Raw genomic sequence first — 16,575 nt, 5'->3', positions numbered from 1 at the left:
ATACTAAAATATATCGTTCATGTATTAAATAAATTATTAAAAATTATAATCCTTTAATAATTGGGATAATTTTTTTAAATTAGGTTGCACAGTTAAAGGGGCTCCTACAGCTTTTTCAGCATTTTTTATATCCTTTAATCCATTGCCAGTAACAACAACTGCAACACTTTCAGAAGGTTTTATTATACCTTTTTCAACAGCCTTTTTTATACCAGCCACTCCTGCAACTCCCGCTGGCTCACCAAAAATGCCAGTATTCTTACCTAAAACTTTCATCATATCTAATATTTCCTCATCTGTTACGTTGATCATATCACCATTAGAATCTTTAACAGCCTTGATGGCTTTTATATAATTTCGAGGTTTTCCAACAGCAATACTATCCGCGATTGTGTTTTCTGGAACAGGAATCAGTTCTGTACCTTTGTTAAAAGCTTCAGTTATTGGTGCACAACCTTCAGATTGTACTCCTAATAACCTCGGTAACTTATCAATGAAACCTATTTGTTTTAAATCATACATTCCTTTCCAAGCACCTGCTAGTGTACAACCATCTCCCACAGAGTAAACTAACCAATCAACCATTTGCCAGTTTAATTGTTCGGCTATTTCTATCGAAGCGGTTTTTTTGCCCTCAACTAAATAAGGGTTAATAGCAGCGTTTCTGTTATACCATCCCCACTTATCAATAGCTTCTTGGGAGAGATAAAAAGTTTCTTCATAAGACCCCTTTACTGATAAAACCAAAGCTCCAAAAACTAACAACTGAGTGACCTTTCCGATGGGGGCTCGCGAGGGAACAAAAATAACAGCCTTCATTTCATTTCCCATAGACGCTATGTTCCCCGCCAACGAAGAGGCAGCGTTCCCAGTGGAAGCACAGGCAACGATGTTCATGCCCGCCTCTTGTGCTTTTACAACACCTATAGCCGAGGCTCTATCTTTCAATGAACCTGTTGGGTTTAAACCATCATCCTTTATGTAAATAGTTTCTATACCTAGTAGCTTTGCCATAATATTACTTTTGTATAGAGGCGTTCCTCCCACCCTCAAAGGTGGTTTAGGGGTGTTAGGATCTATTGGTAAGAGCGGTGAATATCTCCATATAGATGGATCGGGATTCGCTTTTAAATCTTGCTTGTTCCAATCTTTTTTTATTTTTTCATAATCATATTCAACATCTAAAATACCTTTTTCTCCACATTTTGGGCAAAGATATTGTGTAGGCAAAGCTTCGTATTTTTCCCTACAAGAAATACACACCAAATCTTTTACATATTTCAGTTTTCTCCCCTCCAATCTAGTCTAACAATCCTGTTTTTTTGTTAAATTCTATTATTAGTTGATCTATTTTGTCTGCAATTTCAAATGCGTTACCCCAGTATTCTTCATCGTTGTACCATTGCTCGTTTAATTCATCTAGTTCTTTACCCTGCTGTTCTATCCAAGTATAGTATTTCAAATTATGTATTCTTTTTTTATCATAATAACTCAATTCTTGAATAAAGTCTGTTTTTACCCCCATCAAATGCCTGTTAAAATCTATAGCAGCCTGTTGTTCACTGTATCTACCCTTTTGTTCTTGTAACTCTTTAAGTCTTGAGCGATATAATTCCATTGAATCAGTGAATACTGTCATCACAACATCTTTATCCGTTAATTCATAGTATTTGGCAAATTTTATAGCGGACAGAACATTTGCAATAGAAGAGATTCCAAGTAAAGATAAATTATCTACAACAGATGAAGGAACTCCTTGTTTTCTTAAGTACTCTTTTCCTTCAGGTTCATTGAAAAGCCTTATTAAATTCATAGCATCATTATCATCTATCGCCATAACCATATCGGTATTTTTAACGTTATGGATCCAAGGCACATGTTTATCTCCTATTCCCTCAATTCGATGGGCACCAAATCCGTTGTACAATAAGGTAGGACACTGCAGCGCCTCCGAGACAGCTAATTTACTATTCGGGTATATAGATTTTAAATATTCTCCTGAACCTAACGTTCCAGATGATCCTGAAGTGAGGACGGTTCCTGCCAATCTGTCTTTTTCCCCCATAATTTTTTGTAAGACTTCTTCCATAGCGGGACCTGTAACTACATAATGCCACAAACGATTGCCCATTTCATCGAACTGGTTGAAAATAACCACATTGTTGTGAGTAGACTTTAATTCATTACATTTATCAAATATCTCTTTTACATTGCTCTCGCTTCCGGGTGTTCCAATTACTTCCCCTGCAACTTTTGATAACCATTCGAATCTTTCTCTACTCATACCTTCAGGCAATATAGCTATGGATTCACATCCCAAAAGCTGAGCGTCATAGGCACCTCCACGACAGTAATTACCTGTTGAAGGCCAAACGGCTTTTTGAGTAGTAGGATCAAATTGACCCGTTACAAGCCTTGGTACAAGGCAACCAAATGTGGAACCAACCTTGTGTGAACCAGTTGGGAACCATTTACCGACTAATGCCACTATTCGAGCTTTAACGCCTGTTAACTCAGATGGTAACTCAAAGTAATTTACATTGCCATATAAACCACCTTTTGCAATCGGTTCGTTTTTCCAAGTTATTCTAAATAAGTTGTATGAGTTAACATCCCATAGTCCTATATTCTTAAGCTTTTGTTTGATTTTATCAGGGATCAAGGTTGGATCTCGCATTTGTTCAAAGGTTGGTATAATAATATTATTCTCTTTAGCTCTTTCTACCGCTTTTTTGAGTACCTCTTTGTCAATACTAAAATCTATCATCTTATTCCTCCTTGGTTTTTAAATATTTTTTGAATTATCTTCCAAAAGAAACCACACGGGTTAACCTTGATACCTCTTTAAAATCAAAATCTTTTTTCTTGGTTAAATTATTATTATAACTCTTTTTGATTGAATAATTAAAATCTTATTCTGAACGATATATAAACGATCATATGTATTAACAATTAAATTTATCTGGATAAAGTACTCCGCAGACTCAGGCCTTATTCTGATTCATTTTTTTGGGTTCTGGTATAATGAGATTTAAAATAAAAGCGGTTAAAAATCCAACAGTAATGTTAGAAGAAAAGATAACTGACATCCATTCAGGTAATTGATTCACTATATCGGGCCTAAATGTAACTCCTAATCCCAAAGCTAAAGAAAATGCTAATATAAACATTTTTTTATCGTTTAGTCCATCTTTTACCGCTATTCTCATCCCTGCCATTGCAACCATTCCAAAGAGTGCTATAGTCGCCCCCCCTAAAACAGGTTTAGGCATAACACTCACTAAAGCACCAATCTTAGGAAAGATACCTAATAGTATCAAAACAAGTGCCACACCATATCCAACGACTCGACTCGCAATCTTACTAAATTGTATAACTCCAGTATTTTGACTAAAAGTTGTGTTAGGAAGGGTGTTGAAAATAGCTGCTAAAGCGCTACCCACACCATCTAATAAAACTCCTCTTTTTAATCTTTTATCGTGTACTTCACCTTCAATTGGTTCACAACTAACTTCTGCAATTGCTGTCAAGTCACCTACTGTTTCAATTGTAGTAATAATATAAGCTAAAATCCAAGGAATGATAAGTGCCCAATTAAATGATAACCCATATTTTAATGGGATAGGGACTGTTACCCATCCAGCTTCTACAATTGGAGCAAAATTCACCATACCCAGCGGTATTGCAACGAGGTATCCTACTACTAAACCAATTGCTATAGCTCCTACTTTTATAATACCTTTCCCATATACATTTGCAATTACAATGACTAATAATACAAACAAAGCCATGGATAAATTTTGAGCACTCCCAAAATTGGTTGCTCCAGCCCCTCCACCAATATCTGTTATAGCTACTCGTATCAGCCCTAAACCTATTAACATGACAACTGTGCCGGACACTACAGGAGGGAAAATTTTTCTAGTTTGTGTTAAAAACCTACTCAAAATCATTTCAACTGGAGAAGTAATAAGAGCCATACCAAGTACTAAAGGTAATCCTCCTACATTGGCTGCAACAATTGCCATGGGAACAAAGGTAAAACTTGTTCCTTGTACTGCCAATAGACCGCTACCAAAAGGTCCTAATTGTTTTACTTGAAAAAAAGTAGTTACCCCAGAAATAATCAAAGCCATGCTTACAAAATATCCGGTTTCCAAAGGATTTAGATCTGCCACACCCGCAATAATCAAGGGTGGAGTGATGATACCTACAAACATCGCTAACACATGCTGAATACTCAGAACAACGGTCTCATAAAAAGGAGGTTTGTCTTCAAGCTTGTATAAAAATTCTGTTCCTGTTTCTCTCTCTTCTTCTACTTCTACGATCTTTGTTGTGCTATCTTCCATTAATAATCACCCCTTTAGAATTGAATGTGATTTTTAATTAAACTTTAACTTTTATTATACTTTAATTTTGTTTTATTTTCAAGTAATGTTTTCTTTAGTTTTTCGCGTTTAATTGATTTCATTTACCGTTAGTTTTTTCTAATTGTCCATAATCTGATATATTTAACTTAACGTATAAATTATGATATAATCTGAATATCGATTAAGAATTAATTGTACATTTTAAAAAATAATTGAGTTTTTCAAAAAGGAGGACATTCGCAATGTTTAACTTTTTTAAAAGAAACAGGTCAAACAATTTCAAAACTTCTAATAACACTGCTTTTTACGATGAAAAAAATGCAATAGTTATATATTTCAAATGTTCAAAATGTGGAGAAAAATTCAGAAGTCATCTTAGAAAAGGATACGATTTTATTACGGATTACGATACAGGTGAGTACAAAATAAATAAAGAATATATAGGTTCAAACTGTTTTAACAAAATACACCTTTCTGCCACTTTTGATAGAAATTATAAATTAAAAGAATACATCCTTGAAAATGGGGAAGTTATCAGTAAAGAAGAATGGGAGGAAAAAAGCTAATGCCTAGAACAAGTGGGGAAAAAGATACTAAAGTAAATTTATTTGAATATAGACCCGTTAGACCTTTTATACAGATTCCAGAAAAGGTACTTATGTACATATTGCAACTAACTCCATCTTCCTTTGCAAAGGTATATCTATACTTGTACAACATGAGCTACGGGCTTGGATACGATCATACAGTTACCCATACTAGCGTGCGAGAAATAGCTTCGAATTTGAATATTAGCATTGGAAGAACACAAAATGCTATCACTTATTTAAAAAAAATTAAAGCTATTGAAAAAATAGAATCACGGGCAGTAATTGGAACAAAATACAAGGTAAACGTACCAGAATATTCATCTTCTAAAAATAATTGGTACTTCACTGAACCCAATAAAGTTAGGTACATAATGATGAAAGAAAAATTATTGACTTCGGAAAAGTTAGTTACTTCCAAAATTAAACGTTATAAATCTGTAAAAAAATCATTGGAATTAGGACTATTTGATGAATCTGAAGAGTAGGTAATAAATATGTATGGCAAATTGTTGAACCTGATTTTTTCTCAAAATAATTCCTTTTTATTTGAATACGCAAAGAAAAATAATATTAATAGATTAGTAGGTACAGTTCTTTATTCAAAGGATAACATAGTTATAATAGGTGTTAAAGATTCTTTTTTCTTTTTAGAAAATCAAAGTAATCAAAATATCAAATCAGGTATTAGAGTGAATTTGAATTTTCTAAAATCGCAAGATAAAGCAAATAGTGTAGATACTTCAATTAAGATGAAATATTTAGGTGAGTCATCAACAGATGGTTTTAAATTAAGTTTAAAATTTCCAAACTTTAAAAATATCGATACTATTAACCTTAAAACTCCTAAGTTCACAGATACACAAAATATGAAAGCATCCATATGGCTTTCAGAGTTTTTTCGAACCCTAAACACACAATTGAAAAACTTAAAATTTGATAATTTGGAAACCCGCGAAATAACTTCCTTTAAAAAACTAACAGAAAAGATTGTAACTGCACTTGTAAAATCCTTTAAAGATAACTTGAACTTCGTCTTATCTCCCTCTCATTCTGCCAATAAAATCGTAGATATGATAAGAGCATATATCTCTAAAAGGGATAATCCGGATTTTTTCTCTAAGAACGAGATAAGGCTAATGAAAGAATTATTAACCTTGCAAGAGAAAGATAAGAATATCTTGCTTAATAAAAATGAATCCCAAATTATCAAAAAAAATAATATAGTGGATAAAACATTAATTTCTTACTTAACTATTAAAAATCTAAGCTTAGAAACAAAAACGCCACTGATGTTTTTTTCGATCTTTGGGATGCCTATATTTTTTACGATTGATAGAGAATATCAAAACAATTCAAAAAATTACCAGAAAGAGGCGATGAATCAAAAATTGAATTTAATCCTTCTTACTCACAACTTCGGAGTTATAGATGCCCTTATACAAAATCTGGAAAAAGAAGTTTATATAAGTTTTGAGTTGGAGAATAACACCGATTATTTTAAATTAAAAACGCAGTATCTCACAAATAAATTGAAAGAGATGAATTATCAGGTAAAAAGAATTGATTTTGTATGAAAAAAAAACTCGTTCAAGTATTATAAGAAATATATATATATATATATAAAAACCGGTGAAAAAAGAAATCACCGGTTTTTTTAATAATCTTAAAATATTCACTATTTCTTAATAGAATAAAAAGCGTTCAATCCTCTATATTGAGCGGTTGTACCGAGTTCTTCTTCGATTCTTAACAACTGATTATATTTTGCTATCCTGTCTGTTCTTGAAAGGGATCCTGTTTTAATAAAGCCTGCATTTACGGCAACAACTAAATCAGCGATAAAGGTATCTTCTGTTTCACCAGAGCGATGGGATACAACGGCAGTCATATTATTTTTGTAGGCTAATTCAATTGCATCGAGAGTCTCTGTTACACTCCCTATTTGATTCAATTTGATCAAAATAGAGTTTGTAGCTTTTAAATCTATACCTTTTTGCAATCTTTTAACATTAGTAACGTATAAGTCATCACCAACTATTTGTACCCTGTCTCCCACCTTTGCAGTGAATTCAGAGTAACCTTCCCAGTCCTCTTGATCGAAAGGATCTTCTAATGATTTGATAGGATATTTATCAATTAATGATATATAATAATCTGCTAATTCATTCGAACTCATATCTTTCCCATCAACAGAGTATTTCTTTGTCTCTTCATTGTAAAACTCAGAAGCAGCCGCATCCATAGCGATGAAGATTTGTTTACCAGGTTCGTAACCAGCAGCTTGTATGGCTCTAATAATATATTTTATAGCTTCTTCATTCGAACTTAAATTTGGAGCAAAACCACCTTCATCTCCAACAGAAGTTATGTGCCCTTCTTTTTTCAAAATATTTTTTAAATTATGAAAAACCTCTGCTCCTGCCCTCAAAGCATCCTTAAATGAATCAAATCCGGCAGGCATGATCATAAACTCTTGAATATCTAAATTATTATCAGCGTGTTGTCCACCGTTTACTATATTCATCATTGGTATGGGTAAAACTTTGGCGTTCACTCCACCTAAATACTTATAAAGAGGAAGACCTAAGGAGTTTGCTGCAGCTCTTGCCACAGCCATAGAAACAGCTAATATTGCATTAGCGCCAAGATTTTCTTTGTTTTCTGTTCCATCTAAGTTCAACATCACTCTATCAACGTTAACTTGATCAAAGGCGTTCAATCCAACGACTTCTTGCTCAATAATGTTGTTTACGTTGTTCACCGCTTTAGTAACACCTTTTCCCAGGTAATAATCTTTGTTACCATCTCTCAATTCCAAGGCTTCGAATTTACCTGTTGAAGCACCTGAAGGAACAATAGCTGAGCCCGTTACACCTGTAGATAATGTGACCTCGGCTTCAACGGTTGGATTTCCCCTTGAATCTAATACCTCTCTGGCTTTTACTGATACTATTTCATCATAAAACTTTTCCATTAATGAACACCTCCTGAAATTTATCTTTTTATATTTTTGTTAAAATCTCGAATAGAACTGGCACTTAAATGAGAATTTGTTAGTAGTTGACTTTAGTGCCTATATTCTCTCCTTCTACAGCTTTAAGCAAGTTCCCTTCTTTGAAAAAATTAATAATCAGTATGGAAAGATTATTTTTTTTACATATTGAAAAAGCCTCTGTATCCATTACTTTTATTTGCTCTTTAATTGCTTGTTCAAAAGTTATGTTGTCATATTTTTTGGCATCTTCGAATAATTTTGGATCTTTATCGTATATACCATCGACCTTCGTAGCTTTAATAAGTATATCTGCATTCATTTCTATCGCTCTCAAGGCGGCAGCAGTATCCGTAGTGAACAAAGGGTTGGAAGTTCCCCCACCAAATAAGACAATATAACCAGCTTCAAAACACTGTTCAATAAAATCATATTTGAGCGGCATTACAGAAGGCAAATTTACAATGGGCGAAACTACGATACTTTTCAAACCATTGCTTTCAAAAACGTTTTTAAGATACAGTGAATTTATGACGGTGCCCAGCATTCCTAATTGATCAGCCATTTGAATTCGGAAATCTTTCAGCTCTTTCCCTCTAAATATGTTTCCAGCTCCGACAACGATCCCCAATTTAATATTTAACTGATGAATTTTCTTGACCTCATTCACCAAATATGTTAACGTTTTCTCAGAAAACCCTTTTCCCCCTTCGCCACTCAAAGATTCCCCGCTCAATTTTAGTAATACTCTTTTGTACATAGGCCCTCCTTTTTGAAATGTGATTAATGTCTTTTAAAAAATTCTAAAAAATTATTGTTAGAGCCCATTCAGATCGCAGCTAACCACCAAAATGATGAAATTGTCCAAAAACATGCTTCGCTAAGACAAAAGAGTTTCACAGATTTTCCCTTTAAAAATAAAATCTTAATTACACTAGAAAGTAAATCTAATTCATAAACAGAGCAAAAAAGGTGGAAACCTCCACCTTTTTGTTATTCACCTATTGCGAATCTAGCAAATTTATCTACTGTAATATTTTCTCCTACTTTAGCTATCATAGAACTAATAATATCTTTTATACTTTCCCCTTCACCAAAAACATATTCTTGATCAAGAAGACAATTTTCAGTGTAGAACTTTTCTAATTTGTTTTCTACAATTTTTTCCTTGATATTTTCCGGTTTGTTGGACTCTTTTAACTCTTCCATGTAAATTTCTTTTTCTTTATCGATAATTTCTCGAGGAACTTCTTCCCTTGAAATCCATTTTGGTTTCATCGAAGCAATTTGCAGAGAAATCTTCTTAGCTAAGTCATGGAAATCATCTGTTCTAGCTACAAAATCAGTTTCACATCCCAACAATAGCAAGACACCAATTTTTTCATTATGATGAATATAAGAGTATACAATTCCTTCATTAGTGACTCTTCCAGCTTTTTTTGCAGCTTTTATAGCACCTTTCTTTCTCAAGATTTCAACGGCTTTATCTATATCCCCGTTAGCTTCTTCTAAAGCATTTTTACAATCCAACATTCCTGCTCCTGTTGAAGCCCTAAGATTCTTTATTTTTTCAATTGATACGTCCATTTAAAATACCTCCTAATGCTTTTTAATTCTGACTTTAAAAACTCTAAAACCTAGTGTTAGCGCCCCTTCGCCCCGCTCCGTTCCTCTGCCAACCATGATGGTCGATAAAACCATTGTATTTTAACACAACTAATTGAATATTAAAACAAGAAAATTATTATTTTATTACTATTTTTTTAATAGTTTTTCTTGTAACTTTGCTTCAACAAACTTAGATACCCACTTGCTAACGCTTCCATTGTAAGAGGCGATTTCTTTGATCATAGATGAAGAAATGTAAGAAAATTCTGTATCAGCCATGAGAAAGAAAATCTCTAACTCTGGAAAAAGCATATGATTTGCGTTTGCCATTTGTAGTTCATATTCGTAATCACTGACCGCCCTTAAACCTCTTATTAGATTATATATCTTATTTTTCTTTAAATAATCGACCAACAAACCGTCATAAGAATCAACAACAACATTTTTTATGCCATCTAAATCCTTTTTTACCATTTCCATCCTTTCTTGGAGAGAAAAAAGATACTTTTTGTTTGGATTATTAACCACAACAACATAAAGATTGTCAAACCTTTCACTTGCTCTTTTGACAACATTCACATGTCCAAAGGTTATTGGATCGAAACTACCTGGATAGGCTGCGTCCCTAATTCCCATTATCAAAATTCCCCCATTCCTTTAAATATTAATTAATTGATTACGCCAGAAGCTAAAACAACTCCACTTTCGTCATAAATTGTTGCAAATTGACCAGGTGTAACAGCAAATATAGGTTCTTTAAAACTCACTTTTAAAGTATTATCAGAAATCTTATTAACAACTGCCGGCTTTTCTTCACTTTTCTTTCGAACTCTACAAAAGCCTTCTACTTGATCGAAATCCACAAAAAAGTTAACGTCTTGTACAATAAGCTCATTAGAATACATTTTTTCAGTAGGAGCAACGATGAGAATATTATTTTGGGGGATTATTTTATAAACATGTAATTTCACATCTGCATTTTTATAGTAGCTTATCCCGGAACGTTGCCCAATAGTGTAATTCATGTATCCTGTGTGTGTGCCTATTTCGTTTCCTTCTAGATCGTAAACTTTTCCTTCTTTTGGGTTAACCCCATGTTGTTTTAGAAATCTTCTATAATCGTTATCAGGAATAAAACACAACTCTTGACTGTCAGGCTTATTTGCCACACTTAATCCTATTTTTTTTGCTATATCTCTTATTTGAACTTTATACATATTCCCTAAGGGAAAGTACAAATAAGGAAGAGTATTTTTGTCTATATAAGATAGAAAATATGACTGATCTTTGTATTGATCAACACCTTTTTTAATAATATAAGTAGAATATTTTTTAGAATACTCTTTTATTAAATAGTGACCACTGGAAACCAAATCTGCGCCGTAGGTATTAGCAATCTCTAAAGCCTTTCCAAACTTAAAAAATCTGTTGCATAACATGCAAGGATTGGGTGTTTCACCTTCTTTGTAGGTATTGATAAAATAATTGATTATTTTGTCTTTAAATTCCTTTTTTATATCAACAATCTGAAAATCGTCAAGATCTAACTTATTTGCAATTTTTAACGCATCTTGTGTATCTGAAGGACTACAACAAACCTTCTTTTTTTCAGGGATCAATGAAAAAATAACATCGCTTACCGTTTTGAAATGAAGTCCTATAACTTGATAATTTTGTTCTTTTAAAAGATAGGCAGCGACAGAGCTATCTACCCCACCACTCATAAGCATTAATACCTTTTTATTGGACATTTATTTTTTTTAATCTACCTCCTTCATTTTCTGACCTCTTGATCTTTGCTATTTTTCTTCCGTAATCAATTATATCTTGCAAGGTCATTTTACTTAATTCCAACAAGATAAAATTATTAACCCTTTTCCAAACAAATTCAACAGCACACTCTATTTCCATGGAACATTCTCCAACAATACAATCAAAGGATTGAAGTGGTTTATCTAAAACTTGAATAATTTCACTCAAACGTAAATCTTCTGGATTTTTAGCTAAAGCATATCCACCAAATTTACCTCTAATAGATTTAACTATTCCTGCATCACGTAATTCAATAAATATTTTTTCAAGAAAATCTTTTGGTATGTTTTGCCTTTCAGATAATTCTCTGATAGACACTTTTTCTCTTCTTTCATCTTTGGCTAATACAGCTAATTCAAACAAAGCCTTTAAAGCATAACTACTTTTGACTGTAAGTGACATGTATTATTCCTCCTTTTAAAATAAACGTTTCATTTACTAATAAACGCTAAATAAAAAAGTATCAAGTATACTTTTTATAGGTTCAATCTTATACGTTGGATTTTCTACCGACCACGTAAACGGTTAGATTCTGTAAACTATTATTAGCTAATCTAACATCGTTTACGTAAATATCAATCTTATTCCCCAAAACTTTGGCACCCGTATCTTGAACCTCAAAATACCCTTTATTTGGAAGATCCGACAATTCAGGTATATAAACTATCGTTCCTAAAGGCAAAACATTCGGATCTGCTGCTATTGTTTTGTATGGAGTTGGTTTTTCTCCAGACCTTGTTAACCTAAAAGTTGGAGAATAGACAAGTTTGTCATCCCATTCTGTGTAGTAGGTTGCCTGAAAATCTCCAATCATATTATAAAAAAGTTTCAAAGGATCTCTTGGTTCTCCGTTCTTCCACAATTCAACCATTACAATACTACTTGCTTGAGTTATTCCTAATGATGTATTCGAATCCACCCATCTGCCTTCATCAACATATGGAGTTTTTAAATTCCCTATTACACTAACAATAGAATTTCCGTGGTCTATTTTTATATACCAATTGGCATTTGGTAATTTTCCAGTCTCTATCACTCTGCCAGGCAAAACCGGATAAACTTGCTCTGTTTGAACCAAAACTCCTATCCCGCTAGAAACTCCACCTGCGCTTCTTTCTCCAAACCTCACAACAATATTTTCATAATTTGAAAGTGATGTTTTAGGGAAGGGCCACCTGATATACTTTTCAATATTATTCACGGGTATGATTAATTCTTGCCCTACTTTAATATTCGTGGATTGCAAATTGTTGGCTTGCAGAATAATCTGAACGCCTTTATTTCCTAAGTTAAACGCATTTGAAATGCTTATAAGGGTATCCCCAGGCTTAACTAGATACCTTACTTCGTTTGAATTTTCAAACAAATAACTAGCTTCTGCCTCTCCTACCGATCTATAAAGTTGACCGATCTTAATTTCAATATTTTGTATTTGACCAAGATATTTCTCAGTTAATGAATTTGGTGGTTGAGTAATAACCTTTTGAAGGTCATATTTTACAATTTCTACTTCTTTGCTTAAAGAAGAAATCTGGTTTTCTAAAGTTTTAACGTTCAAAATATCTGCGGTCTGATTTTTATAATAAAATTTAGAAACGGTCTCTTCAGTTTTGTAATCCACTATGTTTTCCACATATTTTTCTAAATTCAGTTTGTCTACCTCTTGTTGTACAAGCTCTTTTATATTTCCGTTTTCCAAAAAGTAAAATTCGGAATTTTTAAAACTTTTTTCCAAATTATTAACCTTTTCCATTAGTGAGTTCACAGTATCCAGGAGAATTTTTTGATCATTCTTGGGAATATTGTTCACAACATTTTGTAATTCTGCAATCTGAACTTCCAATTGCAACAATTTTTTATCTAAATCAGTATTTGTAAAATTATCAACCTTTTTTTGAGAAACATTGTTAATTTGGCTCTCTAAACTTTGAACCCTTTGATCTAAATCTAGCAGTTTATCAATAGATTCAGTACTCCGCCCTTCATACAAATAATTTTCCAATGTTACAACCCTACTATCAATATAGGTGTATTGATCCTTTAGACTTTTTGCCATATCATAAGCATAACTGTTGTTCTTTGAAATTTGATAAATTTCGTCAGATAAACTATTAAGTTTTTCTTCCATTTGAGTTAAACGCTCATCCAACGCATCCAAATGATTTTGAATTAACTCCAAATCTTTGTTTGGCAAAGTCGGTTCTTGAGAAGTCGGTTGAAATACTGTACACCCAGATAGAAAAAATACTAGACCAACCAAAAAAAACCAAATAAATTTTCTCATTTTAATTCACCCCTTAGAAATTTTGCAGCCTTTAAGTATGGATTTGTAGGATTATTATAATTTTTCAACAAATAATCAAACAAATTCGCAGCTTCCTTCTTATTATTCAGTCTATAGTTTATATACCCCAGATAAAACAAAGAAAATATATAATCCTCTTCTGAAAATGTTTGATAGTTCTTTTCAATAATTTTTCCACAATAGTAAAGTATTCCTAACTCTTTTTCTTCTTCATTTTGTTCACGGTAGTACCAAGCAAATTTTATCAAAATTTTTATTACTTCACTGAGTAGTCCCAAAATTGCGTAAATATTAGCAGCAAGCATAAGTTGAACTTGATAAAATTCATGAGTTTTTGAAGAAAAATTATCTACTTCTGGAAGGGATAGTTTATTTATCTTATTCAAAAAAAGCTTAACTTTTTCTGTGTTTTGAGAAGTTAAGTATTCGTATATATAATCTTTATCTTTTTCCAGAAAAGTAAAATAGCAATTGGGACAAGTAATCAAAGAATAGAGAGATACATTAATATCTCTATATTCAGGTTTCAAATCCAAATCATAAGAACTTATTTTTATAGACGTTGAAGCTACTTTATCAAAAGAAAACTCTTTTTGACATACTGGGCACACTGCAAAATCTCTAATAAAATCTTTCATTCTACTTCATCAACACCTAGTAATGCATCACAGTAGGACAATGGATCAAAAATTTGTAAATCGTCTTCTTTCTCTCCAAATCCTACCAACTTTATTGGAATATTGAGTTCATGGTTTATAGCAAAAGCTATTCCCCCTTTGGCTGTTCCATCCAATTTAGTTACAACTATCCCCGTTATATCTATAGCCTCTTTGAAAGCCTTTGCTTGAGAAATCCCATTTTGACCAGTAGTTCCGTCAAGAACTAACAGTGTTTCATGAGGAGCACCGGGGACTTCCCTTTCAACTACACGCCTTATTTTTTTTAATTCATCCATTAAATTGCTTTTTGTATGTAAACGTCCTGCGGTGTCTATTAACACTACATCTTTGCCTTTTGATTTTGCGTGCGTTATTGCATCGTACACAACTGCGGCGGCATCTGAACCTTTTTGATGAGCTATCACTGTGGTATTTAACCTATTACCCCATTCTTTGAGTTGCTCAATTGCAGCTGCCCTAAATGTATCTGCAGCAGCTAAAACAACTTCTTTCCCTTGGTTAGAATACATCTTAGATAACTTCGCAGTAGTTGTAGTTTTACCACTACCGTTGACTCCGACAACGAGTATTACATAGGGTTTTTGTTGAAAATCATTAACCACTTCGTCTTTATGTAAATTTTCCACTAAAATATCTCTCAATAATAAAAGCGGATCATTGTAGGAATTATCAGTTTTATATTTACTTTTTAACTCTTCCAATACTTTATTGGAAACTTCAACACCCATATCAGACATTATTAAAATTTCTTCCAATTCTTCTAATACATCATTGTCAAGAACCTTACCTGAAAAAATAGTTTTGATATTTTTAAATACGGTATTTCTCGCTTTACTCAAACCATTTTTGAACTTTTCAAAAATTCCCATTCAAATACCTCCGTTACATCAAACTAGGTTAATTTGCATCATTCAATGTTTCACCTTGTTTTAATAATAATTGGTAATTTGCTGATTACAAAGTAGGACTGTATAGAAACAATTTCGTTAGTTATTAAATCCGTTCCATACAAAGTAAAATCTACTGGTACTTTTCCATATCTATCTTCCAAATTCAATATGGTAATGTATTCATCCTGATCCCCACTCCATTTTATCATTATTATACCCTTAGATAACTCCCGAATAGAAAATCGTTCGCAGGTTGATTTGATCTCTTTGGCCAAGTTAACAATCTTTTTGAAAAAGCTTAAAAATTCATAGTCCCCTTTGTTCCATTTGATCGAATCCTTTTCGAAAAGGTTAGGTAGATTCTCCATCATTAATTCTTGACCAGCATATACTAAAGAAGCTCCTGGCAAAAAATTATATAAAACAGTCCAATTTTTGATCTTATCTTTTCCCTTTAAAACAGAAGCAATTCTAGGATTATCATGATTTTCTAAAAAACGCATTTTAATAGAATTTTTTGGAAATATTGTTTCCTGCAAAAAAACATGATCGAAATAACAATTTAAATCTTTCTCCCCAGAAAAATAACTTCTTAAATAGTAAAAGCCATCGTAATCATATGTAAGGTCAAAGGCTTGGTATACCTCTGAATCTGAATGAACATTGTATTGTTTGCTTCTAAGATCGCGAATAAATTTTGGGTCAAGTGTTTCAGCCACCCAAATAAGTTCCTTTCTTTGATTCAATTGTTCTCTAGCTTTTTTCCAAAACTCTAAAGGTACAAGCGGGGCAACATCACATCTAAAAGCATCTACACCAAGATCAACCCAGCTATCCAAAACTTTTATTAGATAATCCCATAAATCCTTATTTTGATAATCCAAATCGTAAACATCAATCCAGTCCTCAACTTTTCTTGTTAATTTTCCGTTTTCATCTTTCATGAACCATTCAGGATGTGTTTCAACTAACTTCGAATCCATAGAGGTATGATTGAATACGATATCGATCATTATTTTTATTCCATTGTCATGTGCCTTGTCTATCAATCTTTTAAAGTCCTGCCTATTCCCATATTCTTTGGATATTTCTTCGTAATCTTTTATAGAATATGGACTTCCATGGGTACCTTTTCTACCAACCTTTCCAATAGGATAAAAAGGCATAAACCACAGTATGTCCGCTCCCAAAGCCTTAATACGTTCAATATCGTTGTATATATCATTAAAAGTTCCAGCATTCCCATAATTTCTAACAAAAACTTCATAAATTACAGAACTTTTTAACCAACTAGGTGAGTCTATTGCCAAGGTTGGACCTCCTCA

At 32.9% G+C, this 16,575-nt stretch carries 16 protein-coding genes; 3 read left to right on the top strand and 13 right to left on the bottom strand.

The genetic code is table 11. The features are described 5' to 3' along the window. Positions 1-36: 36 nt before the first annotated feature. The 3 genes from thrC to AA80_RS08410 all read right to left on the bottom strand — a co-directional run bounded on the left by thrC (position 37) and on the right by AA80_RS08410 (position 4,352). A complete protein-coding gene (thrC, locus tag AA80_RS08420) occupies positions 37-1,299 on the bottom strand; it encodes a threonine synthase (protein WP_103877333.1) in 1,263 nt (420 codons plus the stop codon). 1 nt (position 1,300) lies between these two features. Beyond that, complete coding sequence (locus AA80_RS08415) at positions 1,301-2,767, bottom strand: pyridoxal-phosphate dependent enzyme (RefSeq protein ID WP_103877332.1); 1,467 nt, start codon at positions 2,765-2,767, stop codon at positions 1,301-1,303. 217 nt (positions 2,768-2,984) lie between these two features. Next, complete coding sequence (locus AA80_RS08410; RefSeq protein WP_103877331.1) at positions 2,985-4,352, bottom strand: uracil-xanthine permease family protein; 1,368 nt, start codon at positions 4,350-4,352, stop codon at positions 2,985-2,987. Positions 4,353-4,615: 263 nt separating this feature from the next. On the opposite strand from AA80_RS08410, the gene AA80_RS08405 reads away from it, so the two are divergent. Genes AA80_RS08405 through AA80_RS08395 form a run of 3 tightly spaced genes read left to right on the top strand, consistent with a single transcriptional unit; the run spans position 4,616 to position 6,537 of the window. Further along, a complete protein-coding gene (locus tag AA80_RS08405; RefSeq protein ID WP_103877330.1) occupies positions 4,616-4,939 on the top strand; it encodes a hypothetical protein in 324 nt (107 codons plus the stop codon). Then, on the top strand, positions 4,939-5,448 hold the full coding sequence (locus AA80_RS08400; RefSeq protein ID WP_103877329.1) for a hypothetical protein: 510 nt from the start codon (positions 4,939-4,941) through the stop codon (positions 5,446-5,448). Before AA80_RS08405 ends, AA80_RS08400 begins: the two co-directional genes overlap by 1 nt. A 9-nt stretch (positions 5,449-5,457) precedes the next feature. Beyond that, on the top strand, positions 5,458-6,537 hold the full coding sequence (locus tag AA80_RS08395; RefSeq protein WP_103877328.1) for a hypothetical protein: 1,080 nt from the start codon (positions 5,458-5,460) through the stop codon (positions 6,535-6,537). A 101-nt stretch (positions 6,538-6,638) separates the two neighbouring features. Here the strand turns inward: AA80_RS08395 and eno are convergent, their stop codons facing one another. The 10 genes from eno to AA80_RS08345 form a co-directional block, all read right to left on the bottom strand. Then, entirely contained in the window at positions 6,639-7,937 is a 1,299-nt protein-coding gene (eno, locus tag AA80_RS08390) for a phosphopyruvate hydratase (RefSeq protein WP_103877327.1), read from the bottom strand. A 79-nt stretch (positions 7,938-8,016) separates the two neighbouring features. After that, on the bottom strand, positions 8,017-8,715 hold the full coding sequence (gene pyrH, locus AA80_RS08385; RefSeq protein WP_103877326.1) for a UMP kinase: 699 nt from the start codon (positions 8,713-8,715) through the stop codon (positions 8,017-8,019). 233 nt (positions 8,716-8,948) lie between these two features. After that, the gene (gene tsf, locus AA80_RS08380) at positions 8,949-9,542 is read right to left on the bottom strand and encodes a translation elongation factor Ts (protein ID WP_103877325.1); all 594 of its coding nucleotides are present in this window, start codon (positions 9,540-9,542) and stop codon (positions 8,949-8,951) included. Between the two features lie 168 nt (positions 9,543-9,710). Beyond that, positions 9,711-10,199, bottom strand: coding sequence for a pantetheine-phosphate adenylyltransferase (coaD, locus tag AA80_RS08375; RefSeq protein ID WP_103877324.1), 489 nt, complete (start codon positions 10,197-10,199; stop codon positions 9,711-9,713). A 32-nt stretch (positions 10,200-10,231) separates the two neighbouring features. Further along, positions 10,232-11,314, bottom strand: coding sequence for a tRNA 2-thiouridine(34) synthase MnmA (gene mnmA / locus AA80_RS08370; protein ID WP_103877323.1), 1,083 nt, complete (start codon positions 11,312-11,314; stop codon positions 10,232-10,234). After that, positions 11,304-11,777: an RrF2 family transcriptional regulator gene (locus tag AA80_RS08365; protein WP_103877322.1), complete on the bottom strand. Its 474-nt coding sequence runs from the start codon at positions 11,775-11,777 to the stop codon at positions 11,304-11,306. The genes mnmA and AA80_RS08365 overlap by 11 nt, the downstream gene beginning before the upstream one ends. A gap of 88 nt (positions 11,778-11,865) precedes the next feature. Continuing rightward, positions 11,866-13,659 carry a LysM peptidoglycan-binding domain-containing protein gene (locus AA80_RS08360; RefSeq protein WP_103877321.1) on the bottom strand — a complete coding sequence of 598 codons (1,794 nt, stop codon included), beginning with the start codon at positions 13,657-13,659 and terminating at the stop codon, positions 11,866-11,868. Next, on the bottom strand, positions 13,656-14,318 hold the full coding sequence (locus AA80_RS08355) for a DUF2225 domain-containing protein (RefSeq protein ID WP_103877320.1): 663 nt from the start codon (positions 14,316-14,318) through the stop codon (positions 13,656-13,658). Before AA80_RS08355 ends, AA80_RS08360 begins: the two co-directional genes overlap by 4 nt. Then, complete coding sequence (gene ftsY / locus AA80_RS08350; RefSeq protein WP_103877319.1) at positions 14,315-15,229, bottom strand: signal recognition particle-docking protein FtsY; 915 nt, start codon at positions 15,227-15,229, stop codon at positions 14,315-14,317. The genes AA80_RS08355 and ftsY overlap by 4 nt, the downstream gene beginning before the upstream one ends. A gap of 50 nt (positions 15,230-15,279) precedes the next feature. Continuing rightward, entirely contained in the window at positions 15,280-16,560 is a 1,281-nt protein-coding gene (locus AA80_RS08345) for an alpha-amylase family glycosyl hydrolase (RefSeq protein ID WP_103877318.1), read from the bottom strand. Positions 16,561-16,575 lie beyond the last annotated feature (15 nt).

The organism is Petrotoga sibirica DSM 13575 (assembly GCF_002924625.1).
Taxonomy (GTDB): domain Bacteria; phylum Thermotogota; class Thermotogae; order Petrotogales; family Petrotogaceae; genus Petrotoga; species Petrotoga sibirica.
The sequence above is the reverse complement of the archived record's forward strand: the minus strand, read 5'-3'. Positions and strand labels throughout refer to the sequence as shown.